Raw genomic sequence first — 16,527 nt, forward strand, 5'->3', positions numbered from 1 at the left:
TCTGTGGCAGGGTCTACCGTCTCCGTTGACAGTCGAGGGGAGGTCATGGTGAGCACCACCCGGATCGAAAGCACGGCGTACGGCGCCGCGGCGCTGGAGTGCCTGCAAGCCGTTGTCGCGCGGCTCAAGGCCGACGATCCGATGACCCCGGTCACCCTCCTGCTGCCCAACAACCTGTCCGGCGTCATCGCTCGACGGCATCTCGCCGTTTCCGGTATCGCCGGCCTGTATCTGGCGACGCTCGAGCGGTTGGCCGAGCAGATCGCCGCCGGCACGCTGTCACCCCGTCGGCCCGCCACCCGTCCGATCGTCGCCGCCACCTGGCGGACGGCGCTCGCGAAGGCGCCCGGCATCTTCCAGGACGTCGCCGAGCACCCGTCCACGATCCAAGCGCTTGCATCTGCCCATCGCGAGCTTCGCGACCTCACCGATCCCGCGCTCGACAACGTCGCGGACGCGTCCGCGCTCGGCCCGGATCTGGTCCGCCTGCATCGCCACGTCACGGACGAACTGGCCTCGGATTGGTACGACGAGACCGACCTGCTCCGCGCCGCCGCAGCCCGGATCGCCTCCGCACCGGAGGTCGTCCGTGAGCTCGGCGCGCTGGTCCTCTATCTTCCGCAGGAGCTGACGCAGTCCGAGGCTGCCTTCGTCGCAGCGCTTGGAGACGCGGCGGCGGATCTCACGGTGATCGTTGGTCTGACCGACGTACGCCGTGCCGACCGCGCCGTCCGGCGGTCGCTCGAGCGGATCGGGATCGACCTGCCGCGGTCGATCTCGAAGAACTATCCGGTTGCGACCGAGATCCTCAACGCGTCCGACGCCGACGACGAGGTGCGCTGCGTCGTGCGCGATGTCGTGTCGGCGTTGGAACACACGCCCGCGCATCGGATCGCTGTGCTGTACTCCGCGGCTTCGCCGTACGCGCGTCTGCTGCACGAGCATCTCGGCGCCGCGAAGATCGAGGTCAACGGTCCGGGGACGCGACCGGTGCATGAGCGGGCGATCGCGCGGACGCTGCTCGAAGTACTGGCGCTGGTCGATCAGGATCTGCCGCGTGCCGATGTGTTCCGAGCGCTGGCGAATGCGCCGACGCGCGACTTCGGCGGCGAGCGGATCCCGGTGCCGCAGTGGGAGCGGATGTCTCGCGCGGCCGGGGTGGTGCGCGGGGACGACTGGGACACGCGGCTCGCGCGGTATGCGCAGTCCGAGCGGCGGACTGCTGATCAGGAAGAGGCCGCCGAGGATCCACGGCCGGCTGCGGTGCGGCGTGCGCAATACAACGCGACGACGGCTGAGCGGTTGCATGCGTTTGCTTCGACATTGCGACGGCGGTTGGGTGCGCTGGCGGAGTTGGAGACGTGGGCCGAGCTGTCGGAGGGGGTACTGCAGCTCTTCCACGATCTGCTGGGTGATTACTCGAGTTGGCGTGTCGAGGAGGAGAACAAGAACGAGGAGCTGTACGCCGCCGCTGCAGTTGAGAGCTCGTTGACGGGGCTGTCGACGTTGGACGAGCTTGGGACGCCGGCGAGCCTGGCGGTGCTGCGCGACGTACTGGATCTGGAGCTGCAGCAGTCGCTGCCTCGGGTCGGGACGTTCGGGACGGGCGTGCTGGTCGCGCCGCTGTCGGCGAGCGTCGGGTTGTCAGCGGACATCGTGTATGTCGTCGGGCTGTCGGAGGACTTGTATCCCGGGCGGGTGCATGAGGATGCGCTGCTCCCCCATCGGGTGCGCGAGGCGGCCGCGCCGGAGTTGGCGTCGTTCCGGGATCGCTTGGACGCGAAGCAACGCCATCTGCTGGTTGCCTTCTCGGCGGGTGCGCGAGTCGTGGCGGCGTTCCCACGTGGCGATCTGAGGCGATCTTCACGTCGGCTGCCGACACGTTGGTTGCTCGGGTCGCTGCGGGAGCTGACGGGCGATCATGCGCTGCCGGCGACCCAGTGGGACAGGCACGGCGAGATGCTGCAAACATCCGCGTCGTACGCCGGATCGTTGACTATGGCAACGATGCCGGCGACGGAGCAGGAGTGGCAGACCCGCGCCGCCGCGGCCGGGTTGTGGGTGCAGGACGGTGTGCTCGTGCGGGCTCGGGAGCTGTTGCGCGGGCGGGGCTCAAATGCGTTCACGCGCTTCGACGGGGACCTGTCTGGTGTCTCGGGGCTGCCGGAGTACGCGGTCGAGGATCGGATCGCGTCGCCGACGTCGCTCGAGTCCTATGCGACCTGCCCGCATGCGTACTTCGTCGAGCGGTTGCTCCAGGTGGAGCCGCTCGAAGCGCCCGAGGACCTGCTGGTGATCTCACCGGTCCAGATCGGGAACCTGATCCACAACAGCCTCGATGCGTTCGTCACGCGATTGGCCGGCTCGCTCCCGGCGTACGGCGAGGCGTGGACGGCGGACCAACGCGCGCTCCTGCTGGCGATCGGGGCTGATCTGGCCGAGCAGTTCGAGGCCGAAGGGCTGACCGGGCATCCGCGCTTGTGGCAACGCGAGCGGCTCCGGATCCTCGGCGACCTCATGGTCCTGTTGACCGACGACGATCGGTGGCGTGCGGACCGATCCGCGTCGGTCGTGGCGAGTGAGCTCAGGTTCGGGTTCGACGGCGAGCCGCCGGTGGAGATTCCGGTGCCGTCCGGTCGGGTGCTGTTGCGTGGGTCGGCCGACAAGGTTGACCTCGGCGAGGACGGCACGATCTATGTGACAGACGTGAAGACGGGCGGCTTCTCGCGATACGAAGGCATCGAGTCGGACCCGGTCGCGGGTGGGACCAAGCTGCAGCTTCCGGTGTACGCCTACGCGGCCCGGGCCCGGTTGGGCGAGCCAGCCACTCCGGTCGAGGCGTCGTACTGGTTCGTGCGGCGCGGCGGCAAACGGACCCCTGTTCCATTGACCCCCGAGGTCGAGGAGCGGTACGTCGACACCCTCGACGTGATCGTGTCGTCGATCGCGGCCGGGTACTTCCCGCCGAAGGCGCCCGAGGTGCCGGACTTCCTGTGGGTGCAATGCCCGTACTGCAACCCGGACGGCATCGGTCACAGCGAGGTCCGCGCGCGCTGGGACCGGAAGCGTCACGACCCAGTCCTGGAGCGGCTGGTCCGGCTCATCGACCCGACTGCGTTGGAGGCCGGCGATGAGTGAACAGTTGCTTGACGGGGCCGCACGCGACCGGATCCGTTCCGACACTGAGACCACGCTCTTCGTCGAGGCGGGGGCCGGGTCGGGTAAGACGCATGCGTTGGTGGATCGCGTGACCACGTTGGTGTTGCGCGACGGCGTACCGCTGCGGACGATCGCTGCCGTCACCTTCACCGAGAAGGCCGGCGCGGAGCTGCGGGATCGGCTGCGGGTCGAGTTCGAGCGGGCGCGGAAGGGCGATGCTCGTGAGCTGGCCGACGGGGCTTTGGACGATCTGGACTCCGCCTCGATCGGGACGCTGCATGCTTTTGCGCAGCAGATCCTGCTCGCGCATCCGATCGAAGCCGGCTTGCCCCCGTTGATCGACGTACTCGATGAGGTCGGGTCGTCGGTCGCGTTCGAGGAACGCTGGGCGGAGTTGCAGCAGCAGCTGCTTGATGACGATTCCATCGCTGAGCCGTTGTTGCTGGCTATGGCCGTCGGGGTTGAGCTGAAGCATCTTCGGTCGCTCGCGCGGCTGTTCGGCAACGACTGGGACTTGATCGCCGAACGTGTGCTGGTCGATCCGCCTGAGCTGGTGGCGATGCCGGATCTGACCGGGCTGATCGCCGCGGCCGCGCAGATCGGCGGGGCGGTTGACTCCTGCCTGGATCCTGAGGACCGGCTGCTGCCCAAGCTGGTGCAGATTCGCGAGCTCGGTCTGATGCTCGATGCCGCCACTGACCAGGAGACGCAGCTTGCGATTCTGCAGACGCTGCGCGGTTTGAAGGTCGGGCGAATCGGGCGCAAGGAGAACTGGCCGGATGTCGCCAAGGTGCGCGGGGACTGCACCGAGGTGGTCGAGGTCGCCGGTTCGCTCGTCGAGCTGCTGCTTGATGCTTGCCTCCGGCACCTTTCTCACTGGATCGCGGAGCGGGTGCTGGAGTCGGCCGAACTTCGACGCGCCGAGGGACGGCTGGAGTTCCACGACCTGCTGGTGCTGGCTCGTGATCTGCTGCGGCGGGACGCGGCTGTTCGCGGGGATCTGCAGGAGCGGTTCGAGCGGCTGCTGCTGGACGAGTTCCAGGACACCGACCCGATCCAGATCGAGCTCGCGGTCCGCATCGCCGGCGGTGTCGAGGCCGACGCCGAGGACTGGCGCGACGTCGAGGTGCCCGACGGCCGGTTGTTCGTGGTCGGCGATCCGAAGCAGTCCATCTACCGGTTCCGCCGCGCCAACATCGCGACGTACCTGACCGCCCAGGACCTCCTCGGCGAGACCGTCGCCCTCACTACCAACTTCCGCACGGTGCCCCCGATCCTGAACTGGATAAACACGGTCTTCGCCACGCTGATCCAGCCGCAGGAAGCCGCCCAGCCTTCATACCAATCCCTGTCCCCTCACCGCACCAACCCGACCGCGCCACCTCACCCGGGCACCACCTCCCCCGGCCGCCCGTCCACCGGTCCGGGGGCTTCGTCATCGGTCCGTCCAGGTTCGCGCGCGCATCCGCGCGCAGCTGATCACTCCGCCGAGCCCGCCCCGGTCAATGGCGACCAGCTCTCCATGTTCGACGACGCCGACGCCACGCTCTTCGACGAGGACTCGTCGGACAGCGAGCAACTCGCTGACGTCGCGACTGTGCTGCCGTTCCGCCGGCGCGGCGACTCCGTGGCCGCCAACGTGCCCGGGGACCTGCCGCCGGACTTGTCACCGGAAGAGGACGACCCGTCCGCCGGCCCCGCCGTCACCATCCTCGGCCCGGAGCCGCACGACGACCTCCCCCGCGCCCAAGCCTCCGTCCTCCGCGAACGTGAAGCCACCGACGTCGCGTCCGTCGTCGAGCAGGCCCTCCGCGAGGGCTGGCTGGTGTACGACGACCGCGCCGAAAGCTGGCGACCCGCAGAGGCCGGCGACATCGCCGTACTCGTCCCGGCCCGCACCTCGCTCCCGTTCCTGGAAGACGCTCTCGACCGCGCCGACATCCCGTACCGCGCAGAGGCCAGCTCCCTGGTCTACCAAACGGCCGAGGTCCGCAACCTGCTGGCCTGCGCCCGCGCGCTCGGCGACCCGAGCGACCAACTCGCCCTCGTCACCACACTGCGCTCGCCGCTGTTCGGCTGCGGCGACGACGATCTCTACACCTGGAAACGCTCCGGCGGCTCGTTCACGCTGACCGCCCCGGTCCCCGACCAGCTCCTGACCCACCCGGTCGGCGACGCGATGGAGTGGCTCCGCCGCACGCACTACGCCGCCCGCTGGCTCACCCCCAGCGAGGTCCTCGCCAAGATCGTTGCCGACCGCCGCATGCTGGAGGTCGCCGCGATCGGCCCGCGCGCCCGCGACGCGTGGCGCCGCATCCGGTTCGTCGTCGACCAGGCCCGCGCGTGGTCCGAGGTCGAGCACGGCGGCCTGCGTTCGTATCTCGCCTGGGCTGCCCACCAGGGCGAAGAAACCTCCCGCGTCGCCGAAGCCGTGCTCCCCGAGACCGACGCCGACGCGGTCCGCGTGATGACGATCCACGCCGCGAAGGGTCTCGAGTTCCCGATCGTCATCCTCTCCGGCATGACCGCCGCCCCGAACCGTCAACGCGGCGTCCAGGTCCTCTGGCCACCGGACGGCGGGTACGCCGTGAAGCTCAAGTCGTCCGTGCAGACCGAGGACTTCGACCTCGTGCAGCCGGTCGACGAGCAGATGGACGACTACGAACGCCGCCGCCTGCTGTACGTCGCCGCGACGCGCGCCCGCGACCACCTGATCGTCTCGCTGCATCGCTCGGGCAACCGCCGCCACTCCAGCAACGCCGAGCTGCTCGCATCCGCCGGCGGCGTCGAGGCACCGCATTCCACCTTGTTCACCGGCCCACCGGTCCCCGACCGCGAACCATCCGGCAGCCCCGACGTCACCCCGCCAATCTCGCGAACAGAGTGGGAGACGCGAGCCTCCGCCGCCCAGGCCGCAAGCCGCGCCCGGTCCGCCCAGAGCGCGTCCGGTCTGGAAGGCACCGGCCCAGAGGTCGCGCTCGACGACATTGACCCCGGCACCGCGAAGGCCGCACGCGACCTTGAGCTCCCACCGTGGACCAAAGGACGCTACGGCACAGCGATCGGCCGCGCAGTCCACGCCGTACTCCAAGTCGTCGACCTCTCCACCGGCGCCGGCCTCGAATCCGCTGTCTCCACGCAATGCTTGGCTGAGGGCGTGCTCGAGTACGCCGATGTCGTGACCGCGCTCGTGCGATCCGCGCTGGCGTCCGACGTGGTCAAGCGCGCCGCCGCCCGCGAGCACTGGCGCGAGTCCTACGTCGGCACCGTCCAGCCCGACGGCACTGTGCTCGAAGGTTTCGTCGACCTCATCTACCGCGAGGACGACGGCCGTCTCACAATCGTCGACTACAAGACGGACGCCATCCCCGCGGCGGCCCTGGACAGCCGAGTCGCCTATTACGCTCCACAGCTCCAGGCGTACTCGGCGATCCTGCCCAACACCGGACCGCCGATCCTGCTGTTCCTCAACCCCAGCGGGGCAATCGAGCGACAGGTGCCTTAGGCAACGAGGCGGACGGCCAGCACCACAATCAGCGCGGTCGATGCCAGCGCGGTCACCAACTTCCCGAGGTGACCAGTCAGCAGACGCCCCAACAACGCTCCGCCGCCGGCAAGCAGCAGCTGCCAACTCGCCGACGCCGCAAACGCCGCGACGACGAACACAACCCGCTCACCGAGGCCCACGACACCGGATCCACCCAGCACGAGAGCGGCGAAGTAGATCACCGTCCACGGGTTCAGCATCGTCATCCCGAGCATCCCGAAGTACGCCGTCCGCACGCCGACCGGGGTCTCCTGCTCGATCACAGCCAGCCGCTGGACGCGATACCGCCGTACCGCCTTGGCCGCGCCCATCACCGCGAGCCCGATCAGTACGACAACAGACGCCCACCGCAACGGTCCGACGACAGGCACCAGCAACGGCGCCAACGCCGTACCAGCGACTGCCGCCACCGCGGCGTACACGCCATCAGCCGACGCGACCCCGAGCGCCGCAAACGCCCCGATGCGCAACGAACTCCGCGCAGTCAACGCCACCAGGTAGGTCCCGACAGGCCCGACCGGCATAGCAACCCCATACCCAGCCAGCAGCCCCGCGACCACCACCCCGATCACAACTGACCGAGCGTCGACCCCAATCCACGACCACCCTGCTGCTGAACCCGAGCCGCCACGGCCGCAGGTTCATCCAGCAACAGTCCAAAGAGCGTAGTCATGCGTTCATGATGGGCAGCCCGGTCCACCAGCTCAACCCAATTACCACTTGCCTTCGACAACCAGCTGCCGACGGCGGCGGAGATCAGACGCCGCCCACCCCGGTGCGCTGACGGGAGATGCCGATCACGTCGATGTCGCCCCGGCCTTTGGGGGGCATGACGAGAACCACCTGCAGTTGCTCGAAGTCCAGCAAGGATGTGCTGTACCAACGCCCCTTGGCGGCCAGCGCCAACTGTGGTCCGGGCGGCCAGTGCGCCTGCGTGCCCGGCTCGACGGGGTATCTCCAGGTCATCGAGATGGTCGCAAACACCATGATCCTGCCGGCGAGCGACGTTTGCAGCGCGACGGCGGGACCGTACCCGAACGCCCAGGTGCCCGGCCGCTTGTCCGGCGTCATGGTGGCCGCCTGCGACACCAACTCGTCCTGGTACTCGTCGGCGCTTCCGGTGAGACGGAACCCCTCGAACAGCAGACTCTGGGTCTGGGTACTCAGGTCCCGCGCGAGTTGTTGCACGGCCGCGGCCGGTGCCATTGCCAGTCTGCCGAGCTCAGCTCTGGTCGGCGTTCGCAGATTGCCACCGGTCGGCATCGGCGGCCATGTCATGTACTGGGAAACGGTCTCCCCGCCGAGGTTCGCCAGGTAGGTCCAGACCCACGGCGCGCCGGCAGCCGTGCGCTGCGCGAGGCCGGCGATCCGCGCGTCGGTCTTGCCCTTCACGTCGGCGGCCACGACGAGCCGCTGCGGCCACGTCCCGGACGGCGTGACGGAGCCGGTCGCGTTCACGAGGGACAGCGAGGGGATCTTCCGCTTCAGGATGCGGTTGATCTTGTGGTCGGCGAGTTCCTGCTCCAGCAACGGTCCGGCGGCGACCGTCCGGATCAGGGTGTCGTCGTACTTGGCGGCGGCACGGTTCCGGATCGCGACGAACCGGGTCAAGGCACTCTGCAACTCCGCAGCGGGGATCCCGGGCGTCGGGCTCGGCGTGGGCCGGGGAGAGGCCGACGTCGTGGCGGCAGTCGGCGACGTCGCCATCGGACGGTCCTCGGCGCCGTCCGAGCAGCTCGAAAGAGCGGCGACAGCGAGCAGCAGGCCGAGAAGGCGTCGTGCGTTCATGTCCGGGACCGTAGACGGCTCACGTCCAGAACCGGTCTACAAAAGATCCAGGCCGACTCCGTTCAGTCGCCGTCGTGTCACCGAGAGCGTGCGGCACCGAGTCGGAACAGCGTGAATGGTTACAGGTTGTGGATAACGGGAAGTGGGAGTGGCGTGCGGGGGGCCGTGGAGTCGCTACGATCTGCGGAAACAGTGTGTGAGGAACGTTCGAATGATGGTCCGCCCGCTGGCGGGTCTGCCACCAAAAGTGTGAGGGTGTGGCTCATGAACATCGGTACCCGGAAGATCGTCGTCGACGAGGCGATCGCGCAGTTGCGGCTGTACGCCGAGACGAACGGCGCCGTGCTGCAGTACTACGACGGGCTGCCGGGGATGACCACCGTCGGTGGCTCCGACCCGAACCAGGTCACCTTCGAGGATCTCGGCCGGACGATGGTGATCGGCAGCGATCTGCGCGTGCTCGACATCCCGTGGCTGCTCGAGGTCGAGGCCGAGAAGGAGTTCGCCGCGATCCCGGTGGACGCGCGGCTGGAGGACGCGGAGCGGGGCAGTGACCTGTTCGTGGCGGCGATGGCGCTGGACGACAAGTTCACCGGCCATCGTGGGTTCGGGCACGCCAAGAAGTCGAAGCTGCTGCACCTCAAGCGGCCGTACCTCTTCCCCGTGACCGACAGCTTCATCCGGATGACGTACGGAACGGCGTCGGCCGGGTCGGAGTTCCTGTCCGCCGTACGCGACGACCTGGTCAACCCGGCCAACGTCCGCGACTTCAAGCTGCTCCAGGTCCGCCTGATCGCGGAGCCGGCGACAAGCGCAGCCCGCCTGCTCGGCGAGGTGCCGACGCTCCGCCTGCTCGACATCCTCGCCTCGCTGCTGGGTGAAGCGAAGTAGCTAGAACACCCCGAGCCGCGCGATTGGCTCGACCAGTTCGCGCTCCTCATAGGACAGATGCGAGAGGAGCGTGTCGTCGAGCAGGTCCACGGCGGCACGCAATCCGTCGATGCTGCCTGATCCGTCAACCAGTGCGACGAGAGCCTTGTCGACACCCTCGAGTACGTCGTGGATGATCTTGTGCTCCTCCTGCAACCGGTCGACGACCGGTACCAGCTCCGGGTCGGCGCGACGCAGGTGCGGGAAGAGTGAAGCGTCCTCGATCGAGTGGTGCGTGGTGACGAGACGGCAGTAGGACTCGCAGTACGTGCCGAGAGTCCAGTTGTTCTGCCGCATGGTCATCGTGTTGATCGCCGAACGCGCCGCACCGACGCCCAGCGTGCCCGCGGCAACCTGCTCGACCAGATCGCGTACCTGCTCGAGCTCAGCCCGCAGATGGTCGTGTACGTCGATCAGGTGCTGACCGGACTGCAGCTGGTACGGCGTGTAGGTCCGCGACGGGTCGTGCGAGGGACCGGTCGGCCGAACCGACTCGTCCAGCAGCTGTACGGCGCTGCGCTTCACAGCCGGTGCCGGCGTTGGGACGACGCTGAATCCGCCTGCGCGGACAGGAGATGCGGGAACAGGCGTAGCGCTCGCGGACCAAGCGGCGCCAGCGGTCTCGGCCGGCAGCCGACGAGCAGCATCGACCGCCTCGCGGACGCCGGCCGCCACCTCAGCGAACCGCCGGATGTCGTCAGGATCGTCGGACGCGAGGATGTAGGTGCTCATCCCCTCCCCCACCGCCAGCTCAGCCAGCTGGTCGATCCACAGCTCCTCCGGCCCCTGCAGGAACCCGCCGTTCCCGTTGAAGCGACCGGAGATGTTGTACAGCCGCCGTACCTCAGCAGGATCACGCCCGGCCTCCAGCGCCGCCTCGTCGATCAGCTTGTTCATCGCCGCCAGCTGATCCGGACCGGCGTACCCGCTGCTCGGCAGCCACCCGTCCGCGAGCCGACCGGTGAGCGCAAGCATCCGAGGCTTGTACGCACCCAGCCAGATCGACACGTCATGCGCCGGCTCCGGACCGCGCTTCGCGCCGGCCACCGTGTAGTGCTTTCCGGCCAGCCGGATACCACCGCCGGTAGGCGTCCAGATCTCGCGCATGATCGCGATGGCCTCCTCCAGCGCGGTGATGCTCTGCCCGGTCGTCAGCTGCGGCCCGCCGTTCGCCGCGACCGCGTCCAAGAACCCACCGGCCCCCAGCCCGAGCTCCACTCGCCCACCGGTGATCAGGTCGAGCGTCGCCACGCTGCGCGCGAGAACGACCGGGTGCCGGAGCGGGAGGTTGGCGACGTTGGTGGTCACCTTGATGCGCTGCGTCTGCGCCGCCACCACCGACAGCAGGGTCCACGCGTCCATCAGGCGCGGCTGGTACGGGTGGTCCTGGAAGCTCACCAGGTCGAGGCCGACCTGCTCGGTCAGCTGGGCCAGCGCGATCACGCGATCCGGGTTGTCGACCGCGGGGGTCAGGAACGTGCCGAAGACCAGCTCGTGGCCGTAGTCCATGGTTCACCTTCACCTGTCGAAGTTGGCTCGGGAGCAAAACTACTTCGGCAGACCAATAATCTCAACCACAGAACATCTACTGGCGGACGAGCAGCTCGAACGCTTGGGTCGGGCTCAAGGTGGCGCCGCGCGCGTACGCCGCCTCGTACGCCGCCTCGCCCAGGACAGCGGCCGCGGCGACAGCCCGGTCGAGATCCTCGGTCTCGGTGGCGGCCATCAGGTAGTTCTCCGACGCCCGCGTGGCAGCCGCAGACCCCAGCAGGACAGCTGCCAGGGTCTTGTCCGGATGACAGGCAGCAAGCCCCTCCAGCGCCCAGCACATGCCCCGCAGCGAGTCGAAGTCCACGGACACCTGGAAGGCCTCTGTATGCAGCGCCAGCGCGTCCTCCGGCCGGCCCTGGAGCTCTCTGACGAACCCCAGCTCCTCCAAAACGATCGACAGATAGAGGACCGACTCTTTCTGCAGCCGCGCGGCGTCGATCAACGCCTGCAACCGCTCCGACGCCTCGTCCAAAGCTCCGGTACGACGTGCCGCGAAGCCGAGCACGAGCTCCGCCAGGGCCTGCGTCGAGCGCTGCCCTTGCTCGGTGGCCAGCCGCAACGCACGCTCGCCGTACGTGCGCGCCGACTCGTAATGGCCCTGCCGGATCGACGTCCAGCCGAGCATGCCCAACGCGCTGGCGACCTCCGGCCAGAGTCCGAGCTCCTCCGCGGCCTGGACGCCCTCTAGATGGAGCCGCTGCGCCTCGTCGAAGTCGCCGACGAGTTCCGAGTACGCGCCGAACCAACCTGTCGCCTGCAGCACGCCCCACCGGTCCCCCAGCGAACGGAAGATCCTGATGCTCTCGCACGCGCTGTCATAGAGAGCCGGCAGATCCGCTCGCACCTGCGCATGCTTCGCACGCGCAGCCAGCACGGCCGCGACACCCCACTGGTCCTCGTCGGCCTCGAACCTCTTCAGCGCCCGGTCCAGCATCGCCTCGCACGTCGGAAGGTCTCCGGCGTCGCTGGCAGCATTGGCGATCCACCACAGCCCCATCGCGTCTGCGGCATCCACCCAGCGGTCCCGCTCGGCTGGAGCGTCAGGCTGACCAAGCAGGTACATGTACCCGGCCCGCCACGCGCCAGCCCGAGCAGAGCCTGGGACGGCGTCCAGAGACCGCATGGCCTCGAGATGACGCCCACGCAGGAACCAGTACCAGGCCAGTGCATCGACAAGCCGTTCAGCCAGGTCCAGCTGCCCAGTGGCCACAGCTCGATCCAGTGCGGTCCGGAAGTTGGCGGAGTCATCGTCCAGCAGTTGCAGCCATCTACTCTGCTCACCACCGAACAGTCCAGGCCGTGCAGCCTCAGCCAGCGACACGTAGTACGACAAGTGCCGCTGATGGGCGGACTCCAGCTCGCCAGCCTCTCGGAGCTTGTCGACGCAGTACGCCGCGACAGACTCGAGCAGCCGGAAGCGCGTCCCCTCGACCGGTACGACGAGCGACCGGTCGACCAACCGCACCAGCACATCCAGTACGTCGTCCTCGCCGCACACCGCCGCCGCAGCTTCCGCACTACAGCCGTCGGCATGTACTGCGAGGCGTCGCAAGACTGACTGCTCTTCCGGCGCCAGCAGCTCCCAGCTCCAGTCGATCATCGCGTGCAGAGTCTGCTGTCGCGGCGCAGCGCCCCGATGACCCGTCGCCAGCAACCGGAACCGGTCGTCCAGCCGCGCAACGAGTCCACGCACGCCCAACGCGCGCACCCGTGTTGCAGCGAGCTCCAACGCCAACGGGATGCCGTCCAGCCGCCGGCAGAGCACTGCAACGTCAGCCACGGTCTCGTCGGTCAGCGCGAAGCCACGTGACGCTGCAGCAGCACGCGTCGCGAACAGCTGCACCGCACTGCACTCACTTGCCTCCTCGGGGCGGAGCGAAGGCAGCGGCACCTCCAGCGGTGGAACGCTCCACACGACCTCACCGGCCAGTCCGAGCGGCTCACGGCTTGTTGCGAGCACACGCAGTCCCGGAGCAGTCGCAAGCAGCCGGTCCGTCAACGCAGCAACGTCGTCGATCACCTGCTCGCAGTTGTCCAGGACCAGCAGTCGTGACCCCATCACTGCGGCCAGTCGGTCGACTGCGGACGAGCCACCGGTGTCGCGGAGGTCCAGGGCGGTCTGCACCGCGTCTGTGAGCGAGTTGGCGACCGACAACGCATCCGGTGTGATGGCAGCCAACTCGACGAGCACAACGCCGTCAGCGAACCGGTCTGCCGTCGCGGCGGCCGCGGCGAGAGCTAGGCGGGTCTTGCCCACTCCCCCAGGCCCCGTGAGGGTTACCAGCCGCGAACTCGCCAGACTGGCGTCAACCTCAGCCAGAGCATCATCGCGACCGATCAGCTCGCTCAGCGCGGCCGGCAGGTTGTTGCGGGCATGGGGCAGGTCCTGAGTGAGGATCGACTGCTGCAGGGCGACCAGCTCAGGGCTGGGGTCCAGACCGAGCTCATCGAGCAGCAGGTCGCGCAGCTGTGCATAGCTGTCCAGCGCCTCACTCTGACGGCCGGCGCGGTACAGCGCCTTCATGTGCGCGGCCCGCAAGCCCTCGCGCAGTGGATGCTCCTTGACGAGCGCTGCGAGATCGACAACGGGCAAGTCTGCCCGTTCGAGCACAGTCAGGCGGAGATCCGTCAGCCGAGCCACAGCGGTCTCGACGAAGGCATTGTCTGCAAAGTCGGCGTACGCCGGACCGCGCCACAACGCCAGTGCCTCGTCGAGCGAACCTGCGTCCACCAGCTCACCGAAACGCAGCGAGTCGCAGTTGGCACTTGAAACGGACACCGAATAGCCGGCCGGGCCGGACTGCACCAGCGAGCGGCTGCCTGGCTCAGCGTCCTCAAAAGCTCGACGTAGCTGGGACACCTTGGCGGACAGGGTCCCGGCCGGATTGCCAGGCACCTGAGAGCCCCACAGGTCGTCGATGAGCCGGTCCGCGGGCACTGGGCGACCCTCGTGGACCAGCAGGTCGGCCAGGAGCGCGCGTACCTTCAGGCCCTGGACGACCACGGGTTCCCCCGCGTCTGTCCACGCCGTCACCGGTCCCAGCACCCCGAAACGCATGAGGGCACCCTATTCCGGCCTCCGGCGCAAAAACCGGAAAGAAACCGTAAACGCCTTCCGGCAGAGTCTGTGTCAGACGGAAGCAGACCGGGAGGAGGCAGACAGATGCGACTGGCAGTGATCATCGGCAGCACCCGGCGTGGCCGGTTCGGACCGACCGTGGCGCACTGGCTGGCACAGCAAGCGGCCAAGCAGTTCGAGGTCGATCTCCTCGACCTCGCCACCGCGGACCTCCCGACGACCCTGCCGGACACCGACGACGAGACGCCGGCACAGGTCGCCGTACTGGCTCCGAGGCTGGCTGCGGCGGATGCGTTCGCCGTCGTCACCCCGGAGATCAACTGCAGCTTCCCGGCATCGCTGAAGACCGCACTGGACTGGTACTACGAGGAATGGCACGCCAAGCCGGTCGCGATCGTCAGTTACGGCCGGGAGAGCGGGGGCTGCTACGCCATTGCTCAGCTGCGCCAGGTCTTCACCGAGCTCCAAGCCGTCACGATTCGCAACACCGTCGCACTGCCCTGCTATTGGGAGCAGTTCACCGCCGACGGCGGCTGGCCCAAGCCGTCCGCCGGCTACGAGGCGCAAGCCAAACTCATGCTCGACCAGCTCGTCTGGTGGGCCGAAACACTCCAGGACGCCCGTACGAAGCGTCCGTACAAACACTGAAGGGAAAGACCCATGAGGAAGCTGATCGAAACCACGTTCATCACGCTGAACGGCGTCATCGACGAACCGCAGCGCTGGAGCCCGCCGTACTGGGACGACGAGCACGCCGCGTACTCGCAGGGCCTGATGGAAGGCGTCGACGCACAGGTGCTCGGCCGCGTCACGTACGAAGGCTTCGCGGACGCGTGGATGCAGCGCGGCGGCGACCCGTTCACGGACCACTTCAACGCGATGCCGAAGTACGTCGCCACCCGCACGCTGACCGAGTGGAAGTGGAACGCACAACCGCTCGAGGGTGACGCGGCCGAGGCTGTCCGCCGGCTCAAGGAGGAGGAGGGCGGCAACCTGATCAAGTACGGCACCGGGTCGTTCTCGAAGACGCTGCTGGAGAACAAGCTCGTCGACGAGTACCACTTCTGGATCTTCCCGGTGGTGGCCGACGGCGTGAACATGTTCCGCGGCGACAACGTCGACCTCACCCACCTCGAACTGCTCGGTACGACGACGTTCAAGTCCGGCATCGTCGTCCACAAGCTCGGCCCCAAGGCCTGAGCCGGCGTTCCCTTCCGGCCCGCACACCTAGACAAAGGTGTGCGGGCCGGACGCTTGTGTGCGTAGGGCGTGGGTACCGGACGGTCCACGGGGGAATGTGAAGGCGGCGCTGGGGACCGTCTGCCCGGGGGTCTCTGCGATCGCTGCGCCCTGCGCGGTCGCGGGCCCGTTCAGCCAATCGCACTGGAGTTCTGATGGGTACCGTCCTGACCATCGTGATCATCGTCGTCGTGGTACTCGCGGCGGCCGCGCTGTTGTTCATGTACCAGCGCAGACGTTCCGGCGAACTGCAGCAGCGGTTCGGCCCGGAGTACGAACGCACGCTCGAGCAGTCGGGTGACCGGCGCGGCGCGGAACGCGAACTGCGCAGCCGGGAACGGCGCGTGTCGAAGCTCGACATCGCGCCGCTGAGCCGAGGATCCGCGGCCGCCTACGAGGCGGAGTGGGCCGAGATACGACAGAGCTTCGTGGATCGCCCCGCCGGTGCGGTCGCCGATGCTGATCGGCTGGTACTGCGGATGATGCGCGAGTCCGGCTACCCGGTGGACGAGTTCGACCAGCGGGTCAACGACATCTCGGTCGAGCACCCGGAGGTCGCGGCGCACTACCGCGACGCGCATCGGGTCGCCGTCGCCGACTCCCGTGGGGAGGCCGGCACCGAGGACCTGCGCCAGGCGGTCACCGCCTACGGCCAACTGGTCGACGCATTGCTGCACGACAGCACAGATCGCCACACCCGCCCGACGACCGCCGAGGAGCAAGCATGACCATGTCAGACGACCGCCGCTACGACACCGATCTCGATTCCGCGGCCAACGACCCCGCCCTGGACGACCGCCGGATGCCCGACGATCGCATGGCCGACGACCGCCGGATGCCCGAGGACCGCATGGCCGACGACCGTGTCGCCGATGACCGCATGGCCGATGAGCGCGTTGCGGACCGGACCGACAACGGTATGACCGCCACGCCGGCGGCCGATGAGCCGTTGGTGGCCGAGGAAGCCGTCGTGGACTACCGGGCTCGCTGGGAGGTCATCCAGCAAGGGTTCGTTGACGACCCGCGCAAGGCCGTCACCGAGGCCGACTCGCTGGTCGACGACGTGCTGAAGAACCTGGCGGACAGCTTCGACCGCCAGCACCAGGGCCTTGAGCAGCAGTGGTCCGGCGGCGAGCCGTCGACCGAAGACCTGCGTTCGGCGCTCCAGCGCTACCGCGCCTTCTTCCAGCGCCTCCTGACCCTCTGACAACGCTGGGGGTGCGGCCGGTACGGG

Annotated in this window: 11 protein-coding genes; 7 read left to right on the forward strand and 4 right to left on the reverse strand. The window is 68.3% G+C overall.

Going from position 1 to position 16,527, the window contains the following annotated elements; all coding sequences use genetic code 11:
• The first annotated feature begins 45 nt into the window (after positions 1-45).
• Both ACQPYH_RS29350 and ACQPYH_RS29355 read left to right on the forward strand, forming a co-directional pair.
• Positions 46-3,138: a PD-(D/E)XK nuclease family protein gene (locus ACQPYH_RS29350; RefSeq protein WP_432877729.1), complete on the forward strand. Its 3,093-nt coding sequence runs from the start codon at positions 46-48 to the stop codon at positions 3,136-3,138.
• Positions 3,131-6,664, forward strand: coding sequence for a UvrD-helicase domain-containing protein (locus ACQPYH_RS29355; RefSeq protein WP_432877732.1), 3,534 nt, complete (start codon positions 3,131-3,133; stop codon positions 6,662-6,664). The genes ACQPYH_RS29350 and ACQPYH_RS29355 overlap by 8 nt, the downstream gene beginning before the upstream one ends.
• Here ACQPYH_RS29355 and ACQPYH_RS29360 read toward each other — a convergent pair.
• Both ACQPYH_RS29360 and ACQPYH_RS29365 read right to left on the reverse strand, forming a co-directional pair.
• On the reverse strand, positions 6,661-7,230 hold the full coding sequence (locus tag ACQPYH_RS29360) for a LysE family transporter (RefSeq protein WP_432877735.1): 570 nt from the start codon (positions 7,228-7,230) through the stop codon (positions 6,661-6,663). The genes ACQPYH_RS29355 and ACQPYH_RS29360 overlap by 4 nt on opposite strands.
• A 232-nt stretch (positions 7,231-7,462) precedes the next feature.
• The gene (locus ACQPYH_RS29365; protein ID WP_432877737.1) at positions 7,463-8,494 is read right to left on the reverse strand and encodes a hypothetical protein; all 1,032 of its coding nucleotides are present in this window, start codon (positions 8,492-8,494) and stop codon (positions 7,463-7,465) included.
• 264 nt (positions 8,495-8,758) lie between these two features.
• Here ACQPYH_RS29365 and ACQPYH_RS29370 point away from each other — a divergent pair, with 264 nt between their 5' ends.
• A complete protein-coding gene (locus tag ACQPYH_RS29370; protein ID WP_432877740.1) occupies positions 8,759-9,385 on the forward strand; it encodes a DUF6308 family protein in 627 nt (208 codons plus the stop codon).
• Here the strand turns inward: ACQPYH_RS29370 and ACQPYH_RS29375 are convergent, their stop codons facing one another.
• Together ACQPYH_RS29375 and ACQPYH_RS29380 are read right to left on the reverse strand one after the other, a co-directional pair.
• Positions 9,386-10,933 carry an LLM class flavin-dependent oxidoreductase gene (locus ACQPYH_RS29375; protein WP_432877742.1) on the reverse strand — a complete coding sequence of 516 codons (1,548 nt, stop codon included), beginning with the start codon at positions 10,931-10,933 and terminating at the stop codon, positions 9,386-9,388.
• Between the two features lie 76 nt (positions 10,934-11,009).
• Positions 11,010-14,033: a BTAD domain-containing putative transcriptional regulator gene (locus ACQPYH_RS29380; protein WP_432877745.1), complete on the reverse strand. Its 3,024-nt coding sequence runs from the start codon at positions 14,031-14,033 to the stop codon at positions 11,010-11,012.
• Positions 14,034-14,138: 105 nt separating this feature from the next.
• On the opposite strand from ACQPYH_RS29380, the gene ACQPYH_RS29385 reads away from it, so the two are divergent.
• The 4 genes from ACQPYH_RS29385 (at position 14,139) to ACQPYH_RS29400 (ending at position 16,500) form a co-directional block, all read left to right on the forward strand.
• On the forward strand, positions 14,139-14,702 hold the full coding sequence (locus ACQPYH_RS29385; protein WP_432877747.1) for an NADPH-dependent FMN reductase: 564 nt from the start codon (positions 14,139-14,141) through the stop codon (positions 14,700-14,702).
• A 12-nt stretch (positions 14,703-14,714) separates the two neighbouring features.
• Positions 14,715-15,254: a dihydrofolate reductase family protein gene (locus ACQPYH_RS29390; protein WP_432877750.1), complete on the forward strand. Its 540-nt coding sequence runs from the start codon at positions 14,715-14,717 to the stop codon at positions 15,252-15,254.
• A gap of 194 nt (positions 15,255-15,448) precedes the next feature.
• Positions 15,449-16,021, forward strand: coding sequence for a hypothetical protein (locus tag ACQPYH_RS29395; RefSeq protein WP_432877753.1), 573 nt, complete (start codon positions 15,449-15,451; stop codon positions 16,019-16,021).
• Positions 16,018-16,500, forward strand: coding sequence for a hypothetical protein (locus tag ACQPYH_RS29400; RefSeq protein ID WP_432877755.1), 483 nt, complete (start codon positions 16,018-16,020; stop codon positions 16,498-16,500). Before ACQPYH_RS29395 ends, ACQPYH_RS29400 begins: the two co-directional genes overlap by 4 nt.
• The last annotated feature ends 27 nt before the right edge of the window (positions 16,501-16,527 follow it).

The organism is Kribbella sp. CA-245084 (genome assembly GCF_050942355.1).
Taxonomy (GTDB): Bacteria; Actinomycetota; Actinomycetes; order Propionibacteriales; family Kribbellaceae; genus Kribbella.